This is a genomic window from Streptomyces sp. NPDC126503 (assembly GCF_040302405.1).
GTDB lineage: Bacteria > Actinomycetota > Actinomycetes > Streptomycetales > Streptomycetaceae > Streptomyces > Streptomyces gulbargensis.
In genome coordinates, this window is the sequence record NZ_JBEORS010000009.1 from 17,684 (window position 1) to 38,765 (window position 21,082).

Annotated in this window: 18 protein-coding genes and 1 pseudogene; 14 read left to right on the plus strand and 5 right to left on the minus strand. The window is 73.8% G+C overall.

The window, feature by feature from the left end:
* Positions 1-5: 5 nt before the first annotated feature.
* Genes ABTY40_RS14240 through nudC form a run of 3 tightly spaced genes read left to right on the plus strand, consistent with a single transcriptional unit; the run spans position 6 to position 6,052 of the window.
* The gene (locus ABTY40_RS14240) at positions 6-3,641 is read left to right on the plus strand and encodes an ATP-dependent helicase (RefSeq protein ID WP_352059765.1); all 3,636 of its coding nucleotides are present in this window, start codon (positions 6-8) and stop codon (positions 3,639-3,641) included.
* Positions 3,642-3,650: 9 nt separating this feature from the next.
* Positions 3,651-5,069 carry a dipeptidase gene (locus ABTY40_RS14245; RefSeq protein WP_352059766.1) on the plus strand — a complete coding sequence of 473 codons (1,419 nt, stop codon included), beginning with the start codon at positions 3,651-3,653 and terminating at the stop codon, positions 5,067-5,069.
* Between the two features lie 35 nt (positions 5,070-5,104).
* Positions 5,105-6,052, plus strand: a complete 948-nt coding sequence (gene nudC, locus ABTY40_RS14250; RefSeq protein ID WP_352059767.1) for an NAD(+) diphosphatase — start codon at positions 5,105-5,107, stop codon at positions 6,050-6,052.
* 77 nt (positions 6,053-6,129) lie between these two features.
* Here the strand turns inward: nudC and ABTY40_RS14255 are convergent, their stop codons facing one another.
* Positions 6,130-6,372, minus strand: coding sequence for a mycoredoxin (locus ABTY40_RS14255; protein WP_352059768.1), 243 nt, complete (start codon positions 6,370-6,372; stop codon positions 6,130-6,132).
* 151 nt (positions 6,373-6,523) lie between these two features.
* Here ABTY40_RS14255 and ABTY40_RS14260 point away from each other — a divergent pair, with 151 nt between their 5' ends.
* The 6 genes and pseudogenes from ABTY40_RS14260 to ABTY40_RS14285 all read left to right on the plus strand — a co-directional run bounded on the left by ABTY40_RS14260 (position 6,524) and on the right by ABTY40_RS14285 (position 11,102).
* Positions 6,524-8,698 carry an ATP-dependent DNA helicase UvrD2 gene (locus ABTY40_RS14260; RefSeq protein WP_352059769.1) on the plus strand — a complete coding sequence of 725 codons (2,175 nt, stop codon included), beginning with the start codon at positions 6,524-6,526 and terminating at the stop codon, positions 8,696-8,698.
* Positions 8,699-8,869: 171 nt separating this feature from the next.
* Complete coding sequence (locus tag ABTY40_RS14265; protein ID WP_345287041.1) at positions 8,870-9,208, plus strand: hypothetical protein; 339 nt, start codon at positions 8,870-8,872, stop codon at positions 9,206-9,208.
* Between the two features lie 173 nt (positions 9,209-9,381).
* Positions 9,382-9,759 (plus strand): WhiB family transcriptional regulator, encoded by a 378-nt coding sequence (locus tag ABTY40_RS14270; protein WP_345287039.1) that lies wholly within the window; start codon positions 9,382-9,384, stop codon positions 9,757-9,759.
* Positions 9,756-10,079, plus strand: a complete 324-nt coding sequence (locus ABTY40_RS14275; protein WP_345287037.1) for a putative WhiB-interacting protein — start codon at positions 9,756-9,758, stop codon at positions 10,077-10,079. The genes ABTY40_RS14270 and ABTY40_RS14275 overlap by 4 nt, the downstream gene beginning before the upstream one ends.
* A 113-nt stretch (positions 10,080-10,192) precedes the next feature.
* Positions 10,193-10,375: a hypothetical protein gene (locus tag ABTY40_RS14280; protein ID WP_345287035.1), complete on the plus strand. Its 183-nt coding sequence runs from the start codon at positions 10,193-10,195 to the stop codon at positions 10,373-10,375.
* A gap of 29 nt (positions 10,376-10,404) precedes the next feature.
* Positions 10,405-11,102 (plus strand): annotated as a pseudogene (locus ABTY40_RS14285) (class I SAM-dependent methyltransferase).
* On the opposite strand, the gene ABTY40_RS14290 reads toward ABTY40_RS14285, so the two are convergent.
* Together ABTY40_RS14290 and ABTY40_RS14295 are read right to left on the minus strand one after the other, a co-directional pair.
* The gene (locus ABTY40_RS14290; protein ID WP_352059770.1) at positions 11,099-12,478 is read right to left on the minus strand and encodes an ABC1 kinase family protein; all 1,380 of its coding nucleotides are present in this window, start codon (positions 12,476-12,478) and stop codon (positions 11,099-11,101) included. The pseudogene ABTY40_RS14285 and the gene ABTY40_RS14290 sit on opposite strands and share 4 nt — an antisense overlap.
* A gap of 41 nt (positions 12,479-12,519) precedes the next feature.
* Complete coding sequence (locus tag ABTY40_RS14295; RefSeq protein ID WP_352059931.1) at positions 12,520-13,680, minus strand: ThiF family adenylyltransferase; 1,161 nt, start codon at positions 13,678-13,680, stop codon at positions 12,520-12,522.
* A gap of 178 nt (positions 13,681-13,858) precedes the next feature.
* Here ABTY40_RS14295 and ABTY40_RS14300 point away from each other — a divergent pair, with 178 nt between their 5' ends.
* The 4 genes from ABTY40_RS14300 (at position 13,859) to ABTY40_RS14315 (ending at position 17,667) form a co-directional block, all read left to right on the plus strand.
* Positions 13,859-14,434 carry a M48 metallopeptidase family protein gene (locus ABTY40_RS14300; RefSeq protein ID WP_345287029.1) on the plus strand — a complete coding sequence of 192 codons (576 nt, stop codon included), beginning with the start codon at positions 13,859-13,861 and terminating at the stop codon, positions 14,432-14,434.
* 97 nt (positions 14,435-14,531) lie between these two features.
* On the plus strand, positions 14,532-16,199 hold the full coding sequence (locus ABTY40_RS14305; protein WP_352059771.1) for a TerD family protein: 1,668 nt from the start codon (positions 14,532-14,534) through the stop codon (positions 16,197-16,199).
* 14 nt (positions 16,200-16,213) lie between these two features.
* Entirely contained in the window at positions 16,214-16,894 is a 681-nt protein-coding gene (locus ABTY40_RS14310; RefSeq protein WP_352059772.1) for an AIM24 family protein, read from the plus strand.
* A 17-nt stretch (positions 16,895-16,911) separates the two neighbouring features.
* Positions 16,912-17,667, plus strand: a complete 756-nt coding sequence (locus ABTY40_RS14315) for an AIM24 family protein (RefSeq protein ID WP_352059773.1) — start codon at positions 16,912-16,914, stop codon at positions 17,665-17,667.
* Between the two features lie 58 nt (positions 17,668-17,725).
* Here the strand turns inward: ABTY40_RS14315 and ABTY40_RS14320 are convergent, their stop codons facing one another.
* A complete protein-coding gene (locus ABTY40_RS14320) occupies positions 17,726-18,250 on the minus strand; it encodes an NUDIX hydrolase (protein ID WP_352059774.1) in 525 nt (174 codons plus the stop codon).
* A complete protein-coding gene (locus tag ABTY40_RS14325; RefSeq protein WP_352059775.1) occupies positions 18,247-19,677 on the minus strand; it encodes a zinc-dependent metalloprotease in 1,431 nt (476 codons plus the stop codon). Before ABTY40_RS14325 ends, ABTY40_RS14320 begins: the two co-directional genes overlap by 4 nt.
* A gap of 191 nt (positions 19,678-19,868) precedes the next feature.
* Between ABTY40_RS14325 and ABTY40_RS14330 the strand changes: the two genes are divergently transcribed.
* Positions 19,869-20,984, plus strand: a complete 1,116-nt coding sequence (locus ABTY40_RS14330; protein WP_352059776.1) for an SDR family oxidoreductase — start codon at positions 19,869-19,871, stop codon at positions 20,982-20,984.
* Positions 20,985-21,082: the final 98 nt, after the last annotated feature.

Sequence of the window (21,082 nt, forward strand, 5' to 3'; positions counted from 1 at the left end):
GTGGAGTGACCGCACACCTCACCGACCCCGAGCAGCTCAAGGAGCTGCTCGGCATCCCGTTCACCCCGGAGCAGACGGCCTGCATCACCGCGCCGCTCGCCCCGCACGTCATCGTCGCCGGAGCCGGCTCCGGAAAGACGACCGTGATGGCAGCCCGGGTGGTCTGGCTGGTCGGCACGGGCCAGGTCGCCCCCGAGCAGGTGCTCGGACTCACCTTCACCAACAAGGCCGCCGGCGAACTCGCCGAGCGCGTCCGCGCCGCCCTCCTGCGCGCCGGCGTCACCGACCCCGACCCGGCACCCACCGTCCCCGCGCCCCGCCCGGCCCCCGGCCCCGACGCCACCTCCCCCGACACCGCCGAGCACCCGCCCGGCGAACCCCGCATCTCCACGTACCACGCCTTCGCCGGGCAGCTCCTCACCGACCACGGGCTGCGCCTCGGCCTGGAGCCCACCTCCCGCCTCCTCGCCGACGCCACCCGCTACCAGCTCGCCGCCCGCGTCCTGCGCGAGGCCCCCGGCCCGTACCCGGCGCTCACCCGCTCGTTCCCCACCCTCGTCACCGATCTCCTCGCCCTCGACGCGGAACTCTCCGAGCACCTCGTCCGGCCCGGAGAACTCCAGGCGTACGACTCCGCGCTGCTCACCGAACTCGCCGGCGCCGAGCTCACCAACGAGGAGCTGCGCAAGATCCCCGAGGCCACGGCGGCCCGCCGCGAACTGCTCGACCTCGTCGTCCGCTACCGCGCCGCCAAGCGCTCCCGCGACCTCCTCGACTTCGGCGACCAGATCGCGCTCTCCGCCGAGCTCGCCACCACCCGGCCCGAGGTCGGCGCGATCCTGCGCCACGAGTTCCGGGTCGTCCTCCTCGACGAGTACCAGGACACCTCCGTCGCCCAGCGACTGCTGCTCTCCGGCCTCTTCGGACAGGGCACCGGCCACCCCGTGACCGCCGTCGGCGACCCCTGCCAGGCCATCTACGGCTGGCGCGGCGCCTCCGTCGCCAACCTCGACGACTTCCCCGAGCACTTCCCCCACGCGGACGGCAGCCCCGCCGCCCGCCACGCCCTCTCCGAGAACCGCCGCAGCGGCGGCCGCCTCCTCGACCTCGCCAACGGACTCGCCGCCCCGCTGCGCGCCCTCCACCAGGGCGCCGAGGCCCTGCGCCCCGCGCCGGGCGCCGAGGCGGACGGCAGCGTACGGATCGCGCTGCTGCGCACCCACACCGAGGAGATCGACTGGCTCGCCGACTCCCTCGCGCACCTGGTCCGCACCGGCCGCGAGCCCGGCGAGATCGCCGTCCTGTGCCGCACCGCCGCCGACTTCCCCGCCCTCCACGCCGCTCTCGTCGCCCGTGACGTGCCCGTCGAGGTCGTCGGACTCTCCGGCCTGCTCCACCTCCCCGAGATCGCCGACCTCGTCGCCGTCTGCGAGGTCCTCCAGGACCCCGGCGCCAACGCCTCCCTCGTACGACTCCTCACCGGCCCGCGCTGGCGGATCGGCCCCCGCGATCTGGCGCTCCTCGGCCGCCGCGCCCGCCTCCTCGTCCACCGCGGCGACGGCGACCCGGACCCCGCGCAGCGGCTCGCCGCCGCCGTCGAGGGCGTCGACCCGGCCGAGGTCGTCTCCCTCGCGGACGCCCTCGACACCTTCCTCGACTCCGGCGGCCACCCCGACGACGGCCTGCCCTTCTCCCCCGAGGCCCGGGTCCGCTTCGCCCGTCTCGCCGCCGAGCTGCGCGCCCTGCGCACCTCCCTGGCCGACCCGCTCATGGACGTGCTCCACCGCGTCCTCGGCGCCACCGGCCTGGAGGTCGAACTCTCCGCCTCCCCGCACGCCCTCGCCGCCCGCCGCCGCGAGACCCTCGGCCACTTCCTCGACATCGCCGCCGGTTTCGCCTCCCTCGACGGCGAGGCGAGCCTCCTCGCCTTCCTCGGCTTCCTGCGCACCGCCGCCCAGTTCGAGAAGGGACTCGACAACGCCCTTCCCGGCGGCGAGAACACCGTCAAGGTCCTCACCGCCCACAAGTCCAAGGGCCTGGAATGGGACGTGGTCGCCGTCCCTGGCCTCGTCTCCGGACAGTTCCCCTCCGCCCGTGCCCGCGAGTCCTGGACCTCCCAGCCCCAGGTCCTCCCGCACGCGCTGCGCGGCGACGCCGCCACCCTCCCGGCCCTCGACGCCTGGAACGCCAAGGCGCTCACCGCCTTCAAGAACGAGATGCGGGACCACCAGCACACCGAGGAGCTCCGCCTCGGCTACGTCACCTTCACCCGCCCCCGCTCCCTCCTCCTCGGCTCCGGCCACTGGTGGGGACCGGCCCAGAAGAAGCCCCGCGGCCCCTCGGACTTCCTGCTGGCCCTGTACGAGCACTGCGCCGCCGGCCACGGTGAGATCGAGGCCTGGGCCGACGCACCGGAGAAGGACACCGAGAACCCCCTCCTGGCCGAGGCCGAACGCGACCGGCCCTGGCCCCTGCCCCTGGACGACCGGGCCCTCAGCCTGCGCCGGAAGGCGGCGGAGCGGGTCAGGTCCGCGCTCGCGGAACGCCTCCGGTCCGCCGGGACCGCCACGGCCGCCGCGGGCGACCCCGGCCCCGCCCCCGACGACTTCTGGCCCGACGAGGAGCCCGCCTGGGAGGACGAGCCGGCCTGGGACGACGACCCCGAGGCGGAGCCCACCTGGGACGGCGACCCCGAGACGGAGGAGCCCGCGGAGGAGCCCGCGGGGGAGGACGCCCCCGCGCGCCCCGAGCCGCCCGCTCCCGCCCCCGCCGGTGGCCCGGCGGCCGGGGAACCCGCCCCCGCCGACGAGCTCCTTCCCCGGGACACCCACGCGGACGCGGTGCCCGCGCCCCGGGAGCCCGAGCCGGGGCCGGGGCACGAGGACCGGCCCGGGAGCGGACCCGCGCCCTCGGAGCCGTACCGCGATCCCACCCCCGAAGAGGCCCGCACCATCGCGTCCTGGGACCGCGACCTGAGCGCCCTCACCGCCGAGCTCCGGCGCGCCCGCGCCACCACCCGGGACGTCGTCCTGCCCGCGTACCTCTCCGCCTCCCAGGTGCTGCGGCTCGCCGCCGACCCCGACGGCTTCGCCCGGGAACTGGCGCGGCCCATGCCCCGCCCGCCGCAGCCCGCCGCCCGCCGCGGCACCCGCTTCCACGCCTGGGTGGAGTCCCGCTACGAGGAGCTGACCCTGCCGTTCCTCGGCCCGGACGAACTGCCCGGCGGCGGGGACTTCGCCGGCGAGCCCGAGATCCGCGACGAGCGGGACCTCGACGCGCTCAAGGAGGCGTTCGCCCGCACCCCGTACGCCGCCCGCACCCCCCACCGCGTCGAGGTCCCCGTCCACCTCACCCTGGCCGGGCGCGTCGTCAGGGGCCGCATCGACGCCGTCTACCGGGACCCCGGCACCGGCGCGTACGAGATCGTCGACTGGAAGACCAGCCGCACCCGCACCGCCGACCCCCTGCAGCTCGCCCTCTACCGGCTCGCCTGGGCCGAACAGCACGGCCTGGCACCCGAGGAGGTGGACGCCGCGTTCGTGTACGTCCGAACGGGTGAGATCGTCCGCCCCGACCGCCTCCCCGGCCGGGCCGAGCTGGAGGCCCTCCTGCTGGAAGGGGCACACCCGGGCGCCGGATAGGCTCGGCCCATGAGCGAGACCCCGGACAGCGCCGTCCACGCCGTACGCACGTACATCGAGCAGCACCGCGAGACCTTCCTCGGCGACCTCGCCGAGTGGCTCCGCATCCCCTCCGTCTCCGCGCAGCCGGAGCGGGCCGGGGACGTACGGCGCAGCGCCGAGTGGCTCGCCGCCCACCTCGCCGGGACCGGCTTCCCCACCGTCGAGGTCTGGGAGACGCCCGGCGCCCCCGCCGTCTTCGCCGAATGGCCCTCCGAGGACCCGGACGCCCCGACCGTCCTCGTCTACGGCCACCACGACGTGCAGCCCGCCGCCCGCGAGGACGGCTGGCGCACCGAGCCCTTCGAGCCGACGGTGATCGACGGCCGGATGTACGCGCGGGGCGCCGCCGACGACAAGGGCCAGGTGTTCTTCCACACCCTCGGCGTCCGCGCGCACCTCGCCGCCACCGGCCGCACCACCCCCGCCGTCCGCCTCAAGCTGCTGATCGAGGGCGAGGAGGAGTCCGGCTCCCCGCACTTCCGCGCGCTCGTCGAGGAGCACGCCGGACGGCTGGCCGCCGACGCCGTGATCGTCTCCGACACCGGCATGTGGTCCGAGACCACCCCCACCGTCTGCACCGGCATGCGCGGGGTCGCCGACTGCGAGATCACCTTCCACGGCCCCGACCAGGACATCCACTCCGGTTCCTTCGGCGGCGCCGTCCCCAACCCCGCCACGGTCGCCGGCCGCGTCGTCGCCGCACTCCACGACGCGCACGAGCGGGTGGCGATCCCCGGCTTCTACGACGGCGTGACCGAACTCACCGAGGCCGAGCGCGCCCTCGTCGCCGAGCTGCCCTTCGACGAGGCGGCCTGGCTGCGTACCGCCAAGTCCCACGGCACCCTCGGCGAGGCCGGCTTCTCCACCCTGGAGCGCGTCTGGGCCCGCCCGACCGCCGAGGTCAACGGCATCGGCGGCGGCTACCAGGGCCCCGGCGGCAAGACGATCGTGCCCGCCTCCGCCCAGCTGAAGCTCTCCTTCCGGCTGGTCGCGGGCCAGGACCCGGCCACGATCGAGCGCGCCGTACGGGACTGGCTGGCCGGGCTCGTCCCGGCCGGCATCCGGTACGAGATCGCCTTCGGCGCCCCCACCCGCCCCTGCCTCACCCCGCTCGGCCACCCCGCCCTCACCGCGCTCGCCGGAGCCATGAGCCGGGCCTTCGACGGCGCCACGGTCCGCTACACCCGCGAGGGCGGCTCGGGCCCCGCCGCCGACCTCCAGGACGTCCTCGGCGCGCCGGTCCTCTTCCTGGGGATCAGCGTCCCCTCCGACGGCTGGCACGCCCCCGACGAGAAGATCGAACTGGATCTCCTCATGAAGGGCGTCGAGACGACCGCGTACCTGTGGGGCGACCTGCCCGCCGCCCTCCACGACGCCCAGCGATGAACCCACACACCGATCCGGGGGAGTTGGAAGCACCTGTGAGCACCCTGAACAACGCGTTCGCGGACCGCCCGATCTCGCTCACCGCGCCGAGCGGAATCGACCGCGCGGCGCACCACCGCCTCGACGAGGCCTGGCTCGCGGCGGCCTGGAGCCACCCCACGACGCGCGTCTTCGTGGTCTCCGGCGGCCAGGTGCTGATCGACGACCGGCCCGACGGCAGCACCGAACTCGTGATGACGCCGGCGTTCGAGGCCCCGCTCACCGAGACCCACCGCTACTTCCTCGGCACCGACGCCGAGGGCGTCTCCTACTTCGCCCTGCAGAAGGACTCCCTGCCGGGCCGCATGGACCAGTCCGCCCGTCCGGCCGGCCTGCGCGAGGCGGGGCTGCTGCTGTCGCCGCGCGACGCCGGGCTCATGGTCCACGCGGTCGCCCTGGAGAACTGGCAGCGCCTCCACCGCTTCTGCTCGCGCTGCGGCGAGCGCACGGTGATCGCCGCGGCCGGCCACGTGCGCCGCTGCCAGGCCTGCGGGGCCGAGCACTACCCGCGCACCGACCCGGCCGTGATCATGGCCGTTACCGACGCGCACGACCGCATCCTCCTCGGCCGCCAGGTCCATTGGCCGGAGGGCCGCTTCTCCACCCTCGCCGGCTTCGTCGAGCCGGGCGAGTCCATCGAGCAGTCCGTGGTCCGCGAGGTCTTCGAGGAGGCGGGCGTCACGGTCGGCGAGGTCGAGTACGTCGGCAGCCAGCCCTGGCCGTTCCCGTCCAGCCTCATGCTGGGCTTCTTCGCCCGCGCCACCTCGTCGGAGATCACCGTGGACGGCGAGGAGATCGAGGAGGCCCGCTGGTTCTCGCGCGAGGAACTCGCCGCCGGCTTCGAGTCCGGCGAGGTCCTGCCCCCGTACGGCATCTCGATCGCCTCCCGCCTGATCGAACTCTGGTACGGCAAGCCACTGCCGAAGCCCGGCGACCTCGCCTGAGCCGCGCGCACCCGTGGCGCACACGACGAAACCCCCGGCGGGCACAGGGCCCGGCCGGGGGTTCCGTACGAGGTGCGTCAGACGCCGATCTTCTGCTTGACCTGCGCGAGCGACGGGTTCGTCAGCGTCGAGCCGTCCGGGAAGAGAACGGTCGGCACGGTCTGGTTGCCCCCGTTGGCCTTCTCCACGAACGCGGCCGACTCGGGGTCCTGCTCGATGTTGATCTCCGTGTACGCGATGCCCTCGCGGTCCAGCTGACTCTTCAGCCGGCGGCAGTAGCCGCACCACTCGGTGCTGTACATCGTCACAGTGCCCTGCATGGCCAGGCGCTCCTCTTGATCGGGTTCCTCGGGGTGCCGAGAAGAAGAACGTACGCCCTGGCCCGGCCATTCCCGGAATTCGTACGACCGGTGTCGCGGGGCTGTGGACAAGCCGCCGCATCCACCCCCGCGAACCTGGCAGCATGGCGGGGTGACAGCAGCAACGCACTCCTCTCTCTTCCCGCAGGTCCCGGAGACGGCCGACGCGGTGCTCGACGGGCTCGACCCCGAGCAGCGCGAGGTCGCCCTGGCCCTGCACGGCCCGGTGTGCGTGCTGGCGGGAGCCGGCACGGGCAAGACGCGGGCCATCACGCACCGGATCGCCTATGGGGTGCGAGCGGGCATACTCCCGCCCGCCAGTGTGCTGGCCGTCACCTTCACCAACCGGGCCGCGGGCGAGATGCGCGGCCGGCTCCGCCAGCTCGGCGCGGGCGGTGTCCAGGCCCGGACCTTCCATTCCGCCGCCCTCCGGCAGCTTCAGTTCTTCTGGCCGAAAGCGGTCGGCGGCGAGCTGCCCCGGCTCCTTGAGCGGAAGATCCAGCTGGTCGCCGAGGCGGCCGCCCGCTGTCGCATCCGGCTCGACCGGAACGAGCTCAGGGATGTGACCAGCGAGATCGAGTGGGCGAAGGTCACCCAGACCGTGCCCGCCGACTATCCGGCGGCCGTCGCCAAGTCCGTCAGGGACGCCCCCCGGGACCCGGCCGAGATTGGCCAGATCTATGCGACGTACGAGCAGCTGAAGCGGGACCGCTCGGTGATCGACTTCGAGGACGTGCTGCTGCTCACGGTCGGCATCCTCCAGGACCGCCCCGACATCGCGGACCAGGTCCGGCGCCAGTACCAGCACTTCGTCGTGGACGAGTACCAGGACGTCTCCCCGCTCCAGCAGCGGCTGCTGGACCTGTGGCTCGGTGACCGCGACACCCTCTGCGTCGTCGGTGACGCCAGCCAGACGATCTACTCCTTCACCGGCGCCACCCCCGACCACCTGCTGAACTTCCGCACCCGCCACCCCAACGCCACGGTGGTCAAGCTCGTCCGCGACTACCGCTCCACCCCCCAGGTCGTCCACCTGGCCAACGGGCTGCTGAGCCAGGCGCGCGGCCGGGCCGCCGAACACCGCCTGGAGCTCATCTCCCAGCGCGACCCCGGCCCCGAGCCCGCCTACACCGAGTACGCCGACGAGCCCGCCGAGGCCGAGGGCACCGCCCGCCGCATCCGCGACCTCGTCGCCGCCGGCGTCCCGGCCGGTGAGATCGCCGTCCTCTACCGGGTCAACGCCCAGTCCGAGGTGTACGAGCAGGCCCTCGCCGACGCCGGGGTGCCCTACCAGCTGCGCGGCGCCGAGCGCTTCTTCGAGCGGCAGGAGGTGCGGGAGGCCGGGGTCGCCCTGCGCGGGGCCGCCCGCGCCGGGGGCAACGACTCCCTGCTCGACGGGGCCGACGACCTGCCGTCCCAGGTGAGGGCGGTGCTCTCCACCAAGGGCTGGACCAGCGAGCCGCCCGCCGGCTCCGGAGCCGTGCGGGACCGCTGGGAATCCCTCGCGGCCCTCGTCCGGCTCGCCGAGGACTTCGCCCGCGTCAAGCCGGGGGCCACGCTCTCCGACCTGGTCACCGAGCTGGACGAGCGGGCCGCCGCCCAGCACGCCCCCACCGTCCAGGGCGTCACGCTCGCCTCGCTGCACGCGGCCAAGGGCCTCGAATGGGACGCCGTCTTCCTGGTCGGCCTCACCGAGGGCATGATGCCGATCACCTACGCCAAGACTGACGAGCAGGTCGAGGAGGAGCGGCGCCTGCTGTACGTCGGCGTCACCCGCGCCCGGCTGCACCTCTCCCTGTCGTGGGCGCTCTCCCGCTCCCCGGGCGGCCGGGCCTCCCGGCGGCCCACCCGGTTCCTCAAGGGGCTCCGGCCCGGCTCCGGGCCCGCCGGCGCGGGGGGCGCGGGTGGAGGCGGCGGCGTCGAGCGGGGCGCGGGCGGCCGGCGGAAGCGGCGCGGGCCCGTCCAGTGCCGGGTCTGCGGCGCCACGCTCACCGAGGCCGGCGCCATGAAGCTCATGCGCTGCGAGGACTGCCCTTCGGACATGGACGAGGCGCTGTACGAGCGGCTGCGGGAGTGGCGCTCGGAGCAGGCCAGGGAACTCGGGCAGCCCGCGTACTGCGTCTTCACCGACAAGACGCTCATGGCCATCGCCGAGCGGGTCCCCGCGACCGACGGGGAGCTCTCCTCGATCTCCGGCGTCGGCGCCCGCAAGCTGGAGCGCTTCGGAGCCGATGTCCTCGCCATCTGCGCAGGTCAGGAAGGTGGCCTGGACCACATCGAGGACTGAGCGAAACTCGTCGCAAAAATAGTTTGCGCCCGCCCCGTCAAGCCCCATAGGTTCTTAACCACGGAAACGGCGGCTTCTACGAAGCCCTGTCTTCGTGCTGTACTTGTCCAAATGAACACGAGGGTCCGGCTCACGCCGAGCCCTCCGAGACGCCGAGAGGAGGCGATTGAAGTGATCAGCAACATCATCAAGACCAGCACCACCGCCGGCACCGTCGGCTTCGTCAGCGACGCCAAAATGACCGATCTCTCCGTCGTCTCCGCCTGCTCGCTCGGCCTCTCCGCCTTTGCGTCCCTTGGCAGCGGTCTGCCCGTCTCCGGCCTGTTCCGGACCGGCATGCCCGCCATCGAGCGCAACGAGCGACCGACCAAGGCACTGGAAGCAGGAGTAGCGGGCAAGGCCGCCAAGGCCTATGGCTTCGCGGCGACCGGTGCCGGAATTCAGCAGCAGACGACGCAGCACCACATGTGGGCCTTCCGTGGGCTCGAACCCTGGAGTGATCCAGCCTGATCGACGATCAGGCCGGCGCCTTCAGGGCCGCGGAACCCCACCCGGGATCCGCGGCCCTTCTGTTTGTCCCCGAACGGGGAGGACGGAGCGAAGGGGCCTCGGGACAAGCAACACCCGGTACCAGCCGACAGCCCGGCCAACAGGCCGGAACGACCAGACGAGGAATGACCACCGTGCAACTCGAAGCGCACGCCCCGTCCGTACCGCCTTCCGACTCGATCTCCCTGCCCGGCTCCACGGAGGACCCCGCGTTGACCCCGCTCACTCCCCTCACGGCGCTCACCGCGCTCGACGACGCCATCGAGAACCTCGGCGTACCCGTTCCCTGCCGTGCCTACGACCCGGAGGTCTTCTTCGCGGAGTCCCCGGCCGACGTCGAATACGCCAAGTCCCTCTGCCGGACCTGCCCGCTCATGGAGGCCTGCCTGGCCGGCGCCAAGGAGCGGCGCGAGCCCTGGGGCGTCTGGGGCGGCGAGCTGTTCGTCCAGGGGGTGGTCGTCGCCCGGAAGCGGCCCCGCGGCCGCCCGCGCAAGAACCCGGTCGCGGCATGAACGCCACCGGAACCATCGACCGCCCTCACACGCACGATCCCCAGAAGCAGGCCCCGATGACCTCTTCCGCCAGTGAGCCCACCGGCTCCGCGACCCCAGTCTTCTCCACCGTCGGCGCGCACACGGCGCGTCAGAACAGGACCCGTGAAATGCAACTCATTCCAGAAGCCATGGCTCGTGCGCATATGCAGGAGCTACGGCGTGAGGCCGAGGCGGGACGTCAGGCCGCGCGCCTGATCGCCGCCCGGCGCATGCAGCGGCGCGCCGAGCGCGTCTCGCTGCGTGCCCGCCGCGCGCTCGCCATGGCCGTCATGCACTGAGCGTCACCGTGACGCTCCCGGGGGGCCGGTCCGAACGGACCGGCCCCCGCGGCGTGTTGTGCCCGCGGTGCGTTGCCCGCGCCGGGGTGGCCCGGCGGGTTATCGTCACGAGGGTGAACGACGCCCGCGCCCCCGAGGAGCGCTTCTCCTGCGCCCGCTGCGGCACGACCGCCGAGAGCCTGCCGGTGACCTGGACCTGCTCGGTGGAGAACGGTCGGCGGCGGTACTTCTGCGAGGACTGCGCCCGCGCCAACCTCCGCGCCATCGAGGGGCGCCTCGACTCGTCGTGGTGGTGAACCGGTCCCGGATCCGGTGGACTCGGGCCATGACGACCCCGCAGACGCCGGCGTCCCGGACACTGAGGGCGCTCGACCGGTTCAACGCCGCCCACCCCTGGGACCACAACGCCCACTACCACCGGTGGATCCTGAGGCAGCTGCCGCGCCGCCCGGGCCGGGTCCTGGACGTCGGCTGCGGCACCGGCGACCTGGCCCGGCTGCTCGCCGGGCGCGCCACGGAGGTACGGGCGGTGGACGCCGACCCGGAGATCGTGGCCGCGCCCGGGGGCTGACCGCGCCGGGGGCCCGGGTGACCTTCGCCGTCGGGGACGCCCTCGCCGCCCCCGGCGACGACGGCCCCTACGAGGCCGTCACCTGCGTCGCGACCCTTCACCATCTGCCGCTCACCGAGGGGCTGCGGGCCCTGCGCCGCCGGGTCGCGCCCGGTGGAACCCTGGTCGTCCTGGGGCTCGCCCGCCCCAAGACCCCCGGCGACCATCTGCTCGGCCTGCTCGCCGTGCCGCTGAACGCCGCGACCGGCTGGTGGCGGAACCGCGGGCGCCGGGCGCCCCGGCCCGCCGCGATGTCCGCCCACACGCGACCGCCCGAGCAGAGCCTCGCCGAGATCACCCACGCGGCCCGGAACGTCCTCCCCGGCGCCCGCCTGCGCCGGCGTCTCTTCTGGCGCTACTCCCTCGTCTGGCAGGCGCCCCGGACCACATCGGTTCGACAGACCGTCCTCTAGTCGCTCTCCTCCCCGGCGGCCCTCTCTCCGGAGGTCTCCTCCTCGGCAGCGAAGCCCGGCAGCCACTCCGTCAGTTCGTCACGCAACCGGACCGTGGCGTTCAACTGGCACAGCACGCCGATCGTGCTCAGCGTCACCCGGTGTATCAGCAGGTACGACGGCGGCAGGTTGAGCTGCTTGCCCAACTGGTGGGCCGGAGAACGGGGGTCGGCGATCCGGGCGGCCTGGGCGCGCAGCCAGGCGCGGGTGAAGACGAAGGCGTCGACCTCGGCCGGTTCGATGATCGGCAGCAGGTACTCCAGGACCGCTTCCGGGTCCAGGGCGACGGACTCCTTGACGAAGCCCTCCGCCCGCAGGAGCTCGTACACCGTCTCCGCCTCTCCGGCCAGCGTCATCCGCAGACAGGTGCCGATCGTCGCCGGCAGACCGCCCGGCAGCCGGTCCACCGTGCCGAAGTCGAGGACTCCGAGCCGCCAGCCCTCCGGTCCGTCCTCGGCCGGGCCGGGGAGCAGACGGAAGTTGCCCGGGTGGGGATCGGCGTGCAGCAGGCCGGTGCGGGCGGGACCGGAGAAGAGGAAGCGGGCCAGGAGCTGTCCCGCCCGGTCCCGCTGCTCCTCCGTGCCGTCCGAAACGATCTCGGAGAGCGGGATGCCGTCCATCCACTCGGTCACGAGCACCTGGTCCGACTGGTGCACCACGTCAGGCACCACCACGTGCGGGTCGTCCGCGAACTCCTCGGCGTGCTTGCGCTGCGCCTCGGCCTCCAGCGCGTAGTCCAGTTCCTCGGAGACCCGGTCCCGCAGCTCCGTGATGAGGGGCTTGACGTCCATCCCGGGAACCAGGGGGCCGAGGAGCCGGGCGAACCGGCTCAGCTGGGCCAGGTCCGAGAGCAGTGCCTCCCCCGCGCCCGGGTACTGCACCTTCACCGCGACCTCGCGGCCGTCGTGCCACACCGCCCGGTGCACCTGACCGATCGAGGCGGCGGCGGCCGGCTTGTCCTCGAACTCCAGGAAGAGGTCCCGCCACCGCTCGCCCAGCCGCTCCGCCAGGACGGCGTGCACGGTGCGGGTCGGCATCGGCGGAGCCGCCTCCTGAAGTTTCGTCAGCGCCGCCCGGTACGGGCCGCCGACCTCCTCCGGCAGGGCCGACTCGAAGACGGACAGGGCCTGCCCGAGCTTCATCGCCCCGCCCTTCAACTCCCCGAGCACGCGGAACAGCTGGTCGGCGGTCCGCTGCTGAAGCTCGCGGGCCACCAGCTCCGCCGACCTGCCGCCGATGCGTTTACCCAGGCCCCAGGTGGCCCGGCCGGCGATGCCCAGGGGCAACGCGGCCAACTTCGCGGTCCGGGTGACCGCCTTCCGGGGAAGATCAGACATACGCCCCTCCAAAACCCAGACTGCCGTGCCGCGCAGGGCCGTTACCCCGCCATTGTGTCCTGCGCCCTTTCCGGGGCCGAGACGCGCTCCCCCTCCGCCCCGCGCGCGGCCCCGCAGGGGCAGGCGGGATGGGGTCTCAGGATCTCCGCCCGCCACTCCGACCAGGGGGGCGTCATCTCCCATCGGGTGCCGGTGCTCGCCGGGAGTTCGCCGTCCAGGAGGGCGAGCGCGTGGGTGACGGCGAGCCCCGCCACCGCCGCCGCGAGACCCACGTCACAGGCCGGCAGCGGATGCGGGGAGCCCGAGCGCCACTGGGCGAGGAGCCGGGGCCACACCGGCTCCCGGTCGGTCCGTTCCTCCTGGGCGCACCGAGCGCAGGCCGTCGCGCCCGGCAGCACCAGCGGCCCCACCACCCCCGTCGCCTCCAGCACCCCCGCGTACAGGTGGGGGACACCGGCGGCGAGCCACTGTTCGGCGGGCAGCGGATCGGGCACGTAGGCCCCGAGACCGTCGCGGGGAGCCACCACCACGAGGGACAGCCCGGACCCGCCGCCGTGCCCGGCCGTGTCCTCCGGGGGAGCCCCCGGTCCGAGCCGCAGGGCGTCCCGGGCCCACCGGTTCACCAGGCGGCGGGCGGCCGTCGCCCTGCGCTCGCCGACCGCTTCGGCGGGCAGTCCGCCCGGTGCCGTCTCCCACGGCTCGACCCGGCCGGAGTCCAGCACCTCGACCGTGCCCACCCCGGCCGCGGAGAGGAGGGCGGCGACCGTCGCCCCCACCCGCCCCGCGCCCCGGACCTGGACCCGGTGGGCCCGGCGGGCCGCCAGGGCGCGCGCCGCCGCCTCGGGCCGGGGGTGCACGACCGACAGGGCGGCGAGGTCCGCCCGCAGCGGGTCGAGCGCCGTGTCCACCGCCCCGGCCGCCGGCCCCGCCTTCCCGGGCCGCCCGGTCGCGGCGTCCGCGAGCAGTCCGGCGGCGGCGAGCCGTCCGAGGAGCGCCTCCAGATGCCCGTCGGGCAGGCCGAGGGCACGGGCCTCGGCGCGCAGCGATTCCGTTCCCCGGGTGCCGTCGAGCAGGGCGAGGAGACTCCCGGTGGAGGTGTCCACCGGGTCCATCGCCACCGCGTGCGCCGGGGTGACCCCGAACTGCGCGCACTGCAGAGTCCGCCAGGCCCGGCGCAGCGCGGGCTTCACCATCGGCCGCAATTCCCCCACCCCATTCACGATCATGGAATGACGCCTCTCGTCGTTCCCGGGACGAGATTGCCCCGGGCCGCACGGGAGCCGCGGAAAGTTGTCCACAGGCCCGAGGAATAGTCATTCGAATGCGACGCGGGCCGCCGGGGCAGGTCTTCTCGTGCCGTCGCCCGGTAGCCTCGGGGAGATGCCCGCTGACCCGCAGCCCAGCGTGACCAGCCCACCGCCCCGGAGCACGCCGAGCGGCCCGGTCGAGGTGCGCCGGAGCACCCGGCGCCGGAAGTCCGTCTCGGCCTACCGCGAGGGCGACCGGACGATCGTCCTCATCCCGGCCCGGATGTCCGAGGCCGAGGAGCGCCGGTGGGTGGCGGTGATGCTCGACAAGCTCGCGGCCAAGGAGAACCGGAACGTCCTCGGCGACCGCGAGCTGTCCGAGCGGGCACTGCGCCTTTCCGAGCAGTTCTTCGGGGGCCGGGCCCGCCCCGCGTCCGTGCGGTGGGTGACCAACCAGAACACCCGCTGGGGCTCCTGCACGCCCTCCGAGGGCAGCATCCGCCTCTCCCACCGGCTCCAGGGCATGCCCGAGTACGTGGTCGACTACGTCCTCCTCCACGAGCTGGCCCATCTGCTCGTGCCCGGCCACGGGCCCGCCTTCTGGCGGCTCCTCGAGGCGTACCCGCGCACCGAGCGGGCGCGCGGATACCTGGAGGGCGTGGTGGCCGCCGGAAGGCTGCCGCACCACGATGTCGCCGGCGAGGAATGATTTCGTACCGAAAACGTTCCAGCCTGTCTTGATGTCGCCCCCAGCCGTTAGCCTGGCGCGAGCAATCGCCATTCGGGATGGGGGACGGTCGTTACGCATGGCCAGGGAATTCCAACGCGGCCACAAGGCCAAGATCCGTGATCTGACCGCCGGGACGGATCTGTACGTGGGCGTGCAGATCGCGGCCCCGGGACTGACCTTCGACATCAGCTGTTTCGGCCTCGACGCCGCGGAGCGGCTCTCGGACGACCGATACTTCGTCTTCTTCAACCAGCCGAAGTCGCCGGAGGAATCGATCCAGCTGCTCGGGGCGCAGGCCGGGGACACCGAGTCCTTCCGCGTCACCCTCGACCGGATCCCGCCGCACATCCACAAGCTGTCGTTCACCGCGACCATCGACGGCGCCGGCCAGATGTCCCAGATCGGCCCCGGCCATCTGCGGATCGTGGCGGGCGGCGAGGAGGTCGCGCGCTACTCCTTCACCGGCGCGGAGTTCTCCACCGAGCGCGCCGTGATGCTCGGTGACTTCTACCTGAAGGACGTGTGGCGATTCGCCGCCGTCGGCCAGGGCTTCGACGGTGGCCTGGAAGCGCTCCTGCGGAACTTCGGCGGAGAGGTCGCCGAGGAGGAGCCCGCGGCGCAGGCCCCGGCGCCCGGGTTCGCCCCGCCGCAGCAGGCGGCCGCGCCGCCGGCCTTCGGCGCTCCCGCCGCCCCGCCGGCCCCCGCGCCCGCGTTCGGCGCGCCCCAGGCCCCGCCCCAGGCGCCCCCACCCGCCCCGGCCCCCGCACCCGTCCCGCCCGCCCCCGCGCCGCCGGTCCACGCGACCCCCACGATGGTGGCCCCGACCGCTCCCTCGCAGGTCCCGCCGCCCGTGGCGCCCGCCGCCCCCGGCCCCTACGGGCAGCCCCCGGCGCCCGGTCCCTACGGCGGGCAGCAGCCCGCCCCGTACGGCCACGTCCCCGGCCAGACCCCGCCGCACGGCGCCCCGTACGGGCAGCCGGCCCCCGGTCCGTACGGTCAGCAGCAGCCGTACGGCCAGCAGCCCGGAGTCCCGCAGCCCGGAGTCCCGCAGCCCGGCGTGCCCCAGGGTGCGCCCGCCACCGGCGCCGGACTCGCGGCCGCGCTCGCGCCGTACAAGGAGACGCCCACCGGCAGCCGCTGGGCCCCGCAGAACCAGCAGCTCATGCGGGTCGACCTCGCCATGGGCGGCGTCCCCGTGCTCGCCCGCCAGGGCTCCATGGTCATGTACCAGGGCAAGGTCGACTTCTCCCACAAGGGCGCCGGTTTCACCGGCCGGATCGTCGGCAACGCCACCGGGCAGGAGATGCAGCTCATGCGCTGCAGCGGCCGGGGCCAGGTGTTCCTCGCCGAGGAAGGCGCCCATCTCCACCCGATCGAGCTCCAGGGTGACGCCATCTGCGTCTCCGCCGAGAACGTCCTCGCCTTCGACGAGTCCCTCCAGTACGAGGTCCGCCGGATCGAGGGCCACGGCATCCCCGGCGGCGCCCTGTTCACCATGCAGTTCCAGGGCACCGGCACCGTCGTCGTGAAGACCCACGGCATCCCCGTGGTCCTGCCCGTCACGCCGACCACCTTCGCCGACTGCAACGCCGTCGTCGCCTGGTCCGCGGCCTCGCAGGTCATCCTCTCCAGCCAGGTCCGTCTGCGCCGCAACGCCTACCCGGGCCACAGCGGCGAGACCGTGAACCTGCAGTTCCGGGGTGCCCCCGGCAACTTCATCGTCGTCCAGCCCTACGAGGTCTGAGGGAGCCCGAAGTCATGAACCAGCAGCTCGCGGGCTACGCCCCGACCCCCGTCGCGGCCCGGATGGAGAACCACGGCCGCTCCATGCTCAAGGTCGCCATGGCCACCGGCCAGGACCTGTACGCACGCACCGGCTCGATGGTCGCCTACGAGGGCTACATCACCTACGAGCCCAACCCGCCCGCCGTCCGCCAGGTCGCGCAGGCCTGGGCCACAGGTGAGGGCGCCCCGGTCATGAAGTGCTCCGGCGACGGACTGCTCTACCTGGCCGACTACGGCGCCGACGTCGTCGTGATCAACCTCCAGAACGACTCGCTCTCCGTCAACGGCACCAACCTGCTCGCCTTCGACGCCCACCTCCAGTGGGGCGTCGAGCGGGTCAAGGGCCTCGCGAAGTTCGCCGGCCAGGGTCTGTTCAACGTGCAGATCGCCGGCACCGGCTGGGTCGCGCTCACCTCGCGCGGCACGCCGATCGTCGTCGACTGCGGCCGCGGCGAGGACGAGACGTACGTCGACCCCGACGCGCTCGTCGCCTGGTCGCCCGCCCTCAAGGTCAAGGGCAAGCGCAGCTTCAAGGCCTCCTCCCTCATCGGACGGGGCAGCGGCGAGGCCTACCAGATGGCCTTCTCGGGCCAGGGCATCGTCGTCGTACAGCCGAGCGAGGACAGCACGGACCGCCTGCGGGTCCGGGGCTGAGGGGGAGCGAACACACCATGCAGAGCCCGCTTTTCAACCACGCGGAACAGCAGAGCCAGGAGCGGTACGTCGTCCAGAACCCGCAGCTCCTGCGGGTCGGCCTCACCGGGCAGGACGACATCCTCGCCCGCAAGGGGGCCATGGTCGCGTACCAGGGGCTCGTCGACTTCGACGGCGAGTACCAGACGCCCGGCCAGCGGCGGGCCCGCGCCCGCACCGGCGAGGGCCTCGACCTGATGCGCTGCTCGGGCCAGGGCACCGTCTACTTCGCCAACCTCGCGCAGTACATCCACGTCGTGGACGTCGAGCAGGAGGGCCTCACCGTCGACAGCGCCTACGTCCTCGCGCTCGACTCGACCCTCCACACCGAGGTCATCGCCGTCGACAGCCAGTACGGCATCTCCGGCTCCGGCAAGTACCAGCTCAACATCTCCGGCCGGGGCAAGGTCGCGCTCATGACCTCGGGGCAGCCGCTGATGATGCAGGTGACGCCCGAGAAGTACGTCAGCGCCGACGCGGACGCGATCGTCGCCTGGTCCACCGGGCTGCGCGTGCAGATGCAGGCGCAGACGCACAACGCCAGTATCCGCCGCAGGCGCGGCAGCACGGGCGAGGGCTGGGAGCTCAGCTTCCTCGGCCAGGGCTTCGCCCTCGTGCAGCCGAGCGAGGTCATGCCCCCGCAGCACGCGGCCATCGGGCAGGGCGTCGCCGCCCAGTTCGGCGCGGGGCAGCACGGCTCGCGCGCCCAGAACCAGAACAACGCCTGGAACTGAGCCGTACGGACACGACGAGGGGGCGGCCGCCACGGCGACCGCCCCCTCGCACGCCCGGTCATCCGAGCCGCGCCAGCGTTCCTTCCAGGAGCCGTACCACCGAGGTGTCCGCCACGCCGGCCACCTCGTCGTACGCGAACCAGCGCAGGTCCAGCGACTCGTCGCTGATCGCGGCCTGCGCACCGGCCGGGGCCAGGGCCGCGTACTGCACGTCCAGGTGCCAGTGGCACGGCGCCGGGATCGGATGCCGGTCCAGGCGCACCGGCCCGCCCGGCAGCAGCGTGAGTCCGGCGATCCCCGACTCCTCCGCCGCCTCCCGCAGCGCCGCCTCCGCGACCGTCCGGTCGCCCTCCTCGCAGTGGCCGCCCATCTGCAGCCACATGTTCAGCTTCCGGTGCAGCGTCAGCAGCACCCGTCCGCGCGAGGGGTCGATCACCAGCGCGCTGCTGGTGAGGTGACCGGCCCCGCAGGGCTTGTACATGCCGTCCGGATGGGCCGCGAGGTGGTCCAGGTAGACCTGGCGCAGCTCCGGCTGGCCCTCGTACCCCTTCAGGACGAGGACCGCGTCGTCGTACAGGGTCACGCCGTGCCGTCCCCGTCCTCCGGGGTGTCACCCTTGGCGGCCTCGCCCAGCATCTTGTCCAGCTCGGAGAAGTCGGGCTGCTCGCGGTGGACGAACCCGTCCGGGTCGTCGAGGTCCGAGGCCGTCGGCAGCATGTCGGGGTGTTCCCACAGGCCGTCCCGGCCGTCGACCCCGCGCGCGTCGGTGAGCGAGGCCCACAGGCGCGCCGCGTCCCGCAGCCGGCGCGGGCGCAGCTCCAGACCGATCAGAGTGGCGAACATCTGCTCGGCCGGACCGCCGGTCGCCCGGCGGCGCCGCAGCGTCTCGCGCAGTGCGTCCGCGGAGGTCAGACGGGCCTTCGCGGCCTCGTGGACCACCGCGTCCACCCAGCCCTCGACCAGCGCGAGCGCCGTCTCGAGCCGGGCCAGCGAGGCCTTCTGCTCGGGGGTGTCCTGCGGCTGGAACATGCCGGACTGCAGCGCCTCCTGGAGCTGCTCCGGGTGCGTCGGGTCGAGCTGCCCGACGGCCTCCTCCAGCTTCGAGGTGTCGACCTTGATCCCGCGCGCGTAGCTCTCCACCGCGCCGAAGAGGTGCGCCCGCAGCCACGGCACATGCGCGAACAGCCGCTGGTGGGCCGCCTCGCGCAGCGCCAGGTAGAGCCGCACCTCGTCCGCGGGGACGCCCAGGTCCTTGCCGAAGGCTGCCACGTTCAGCGGGAGCAGCGCGGCCTTGCCGGCCGGACCCAGCGGCAGACCGGCGTCGGTCGATCCGACGACCTCACCGGCGAGCGCGCCCACGGCCTGCCCGATCTGCTGGCCGAACATGGCGCCGCCCATGGAGCGCATCATCCCGATCAGCGGGCCGGCCATGGCCTGCATCTCCTCCGGCAGGACGTCGCCCATCGCCGTGCCGACCCGCTCCGCGACCGGGTCCACCAGCTGCTGCCACGCGGGCAGGGTCGCCTCGACCCACTCGGCGCGGCTCCACGCCACCGCCGTACCGGCGCCGGAGGGCAGCGAGGTGACCTGGTCGAGCCAGAGGTCGGCGAGGCGCACGGCCTCCTCGACGGCCGTCCGCTCGGCCGGGCCCACGCTGGCGTCCTTCGTGCCGTCGGCGGTGCCCTGGGCCACCACCTGGCGGGCGATCTGCTTGGCCATGTCCCAGTTCACGGGACCGCCCTCGTAGCTCAGCATCTGGCCGAGCTGCTGGAAGGCCGCGCCCAGGTCGTTCGGGTTCAGCGAACCGAACATCGCGGCGAAGGGGTTGTCGGCGCCGCCGGGGCCGCCCATGCCGGGCAGGGCGAAGCCGAACGGGTTGGCACCGAAGGGGCCGCCGCCGCCCTGGCCGCCGGACCCCTGGCCACCTCCGGCGGGGTCCTTCTTCTTGCCCTCGTCGCCGTTCTCCGGCTCCTCCGGCGGAAGGCCGAATCCGAATGGGGTGTCACTCACAGGTTTCCTCGGCTCGTAGGGCCGCCGGCCTCCTGCCGGCGGCGACTGCCCGCTACACACCACCAGCGTAGACATCCGGGCCGGATATGGGCTCGGTGCTCCGCCGGGCCGTGCCCTGCGGCAGGATGGACGCCACCTGGTCCGTACGCGTCACGCGTGTACGTACTGAAGACAACCGCTGGAGACGCCCGGTGAGTTCCCCAGATCCTCAGGTTCGCGGAGCGCGAAACCCGTCCACCCGGTCCGCCGCGCGCGGCCCCGTCGTCGCGGTCACCGGCGCCGCCTCCGGCGTCGGTGACCTGCTGACCCGGCGCCTCGCCGCCTCGGAGGAGGTCAAGCAGGTCATCGCCATCGACGAGCGCCGCGGCGAGGTCCCCGAGGCGCGGTGGCAGATCCTCGACGTGCGCGATCCGGCCATCGCGGAGAAGCTGCGCGGCGCGGACGTCGTCGTGCACCTCGCCCTCGACCTCGACCTGGAGACCGACCCCGCCGCCCGGACGGCCTACAACGTGCGCGGCACGCAGACCGTGCTCACCGCCGCCGCGGCGGCCGGGGTCCGGCGGGTGGTGCTCTGCACCTCCGCCATGGTCTACGGCGCCCTGCCCGACAACGACATCCCGCTCTCCGAGGACGCCGAGCTGCGCGCGACGGCCGAGGCCACCGGCGTCGGCGACCTGCTGGAGATCGAGCGCCTGGGCCGCCGCGCCCCCCGGGCCCACCCCGGGCTCAACGTGACCGTGGTCCGCCCGGCGATCCTCGTCGGCGGTACGGACACGGCGCTGACCCGCTACTTCGAGTCGCCCCGGCTGCTCGTCGTCGCGGGCTCCCGGCCCACCTGGCAGTTCTGCCACGTCGAGGACCTGGTGAGCGCCCTGGAGTACGCGGCCCTGGAGAAGGTCGACGGGGAGTTCGCCGTCGGCTGCGACGGCTGGCTGGAGCAGGAGGAGGTCGAGGAGCTCTCCGGGATCCGGCGCATGGAGCTGCCCTCGGCGGTGGCGCTGGGCGCGGCCGCCCGTCTGCACCGGATCGGGCTCACCCCCTCCCCGGCGGGCGACCTCGCCTACACCATGCACCCGTGGGTCGTGTCCGTGGGACGGCTGCACGACGCCGGATGGCGGCCCGCCTGGACGAACGAGGCGGTCCTCGCCGCGCTCCTGGAGGAGGTCGAGGGCCGGCACACGGTCGCCGGCCGCCGGCTGGGCCGCAAGGACGCGACGGCGGCGGGAGCGGCCGGCGCGACGGTGGCGCTGCTCGGCACGGCGGCGCTGGTGCGGCAGATGCGCAAGCGGCGCGGTCTGGGCCTGTAGCGGTGCCGCGGGTGCCCGCCCGCGGCCCTTGTAGGACCCTCCCAGAGCGGCCCCGGTCCACCGGTTGAAAACGCTATTACAGGATGTCGGCGCGGTAC

Bases quoted from the DNA above. Each gene is read 5' to 3' on its own strand.
- ABTY40_RS14245 (WP_352059766.1), top strand. From the start codon at position 3,651: ATGAGCGAGACCCCGGACAGCGCCGTCCACGCCGTACGCACGTACATC.
- ABTY40_RS14255 (WP_352059768.1), bottom strand. From the start codon at position 6,372: ATGCAGGGCACTGTGACGATGTACAGCACCGAGTGGTGCGGCTACTGC.
- ABTY40_RS14275 (WP_345287037.1), top strand. From the start codon at position 9,756: ATGAACGCCACCGGAACCATCGACCGCCCTCACACGCACGATCCCCAG.
- ABTY40_RS14290 (WP_352059770.1), bottom strand. From the start codon at position 12,478: ATGTCTGATCTTCCCCGGAAGGCGGTCACCCGGACCGCGAAGTTGGCC.
- ABTY40_RS14300 (WP_345287029.1), top strand. From the start codon at position 13,859: ATGCCCGCTGACCCGCAGCCCAGCGTGACCAGCCCACCGCCCCGGAGC.
- ABTY40_RS14305 (WP_352059771.1), top strand. From the start codon at position 14,532: ATGGCCAGGGAATTCCAACGCGGCCACAAGGCCAAGATCCGTGATCTG.
- ABTY40_RS14310 (WP_352059772.1), top strand. From the start codon at position 16,214: ATGAACCAGCAGCTCGCGGGCTACGCCCCGACCCCCGTCGCGGCCCGG.
- ABTY40_RS14315 (WP_352059773.1), top strand. From the start codon at position 16,912: ATGCAGAGCCCGCTTTTCAACCACGCGGAACAGCAGAGCCAGGAGCGG.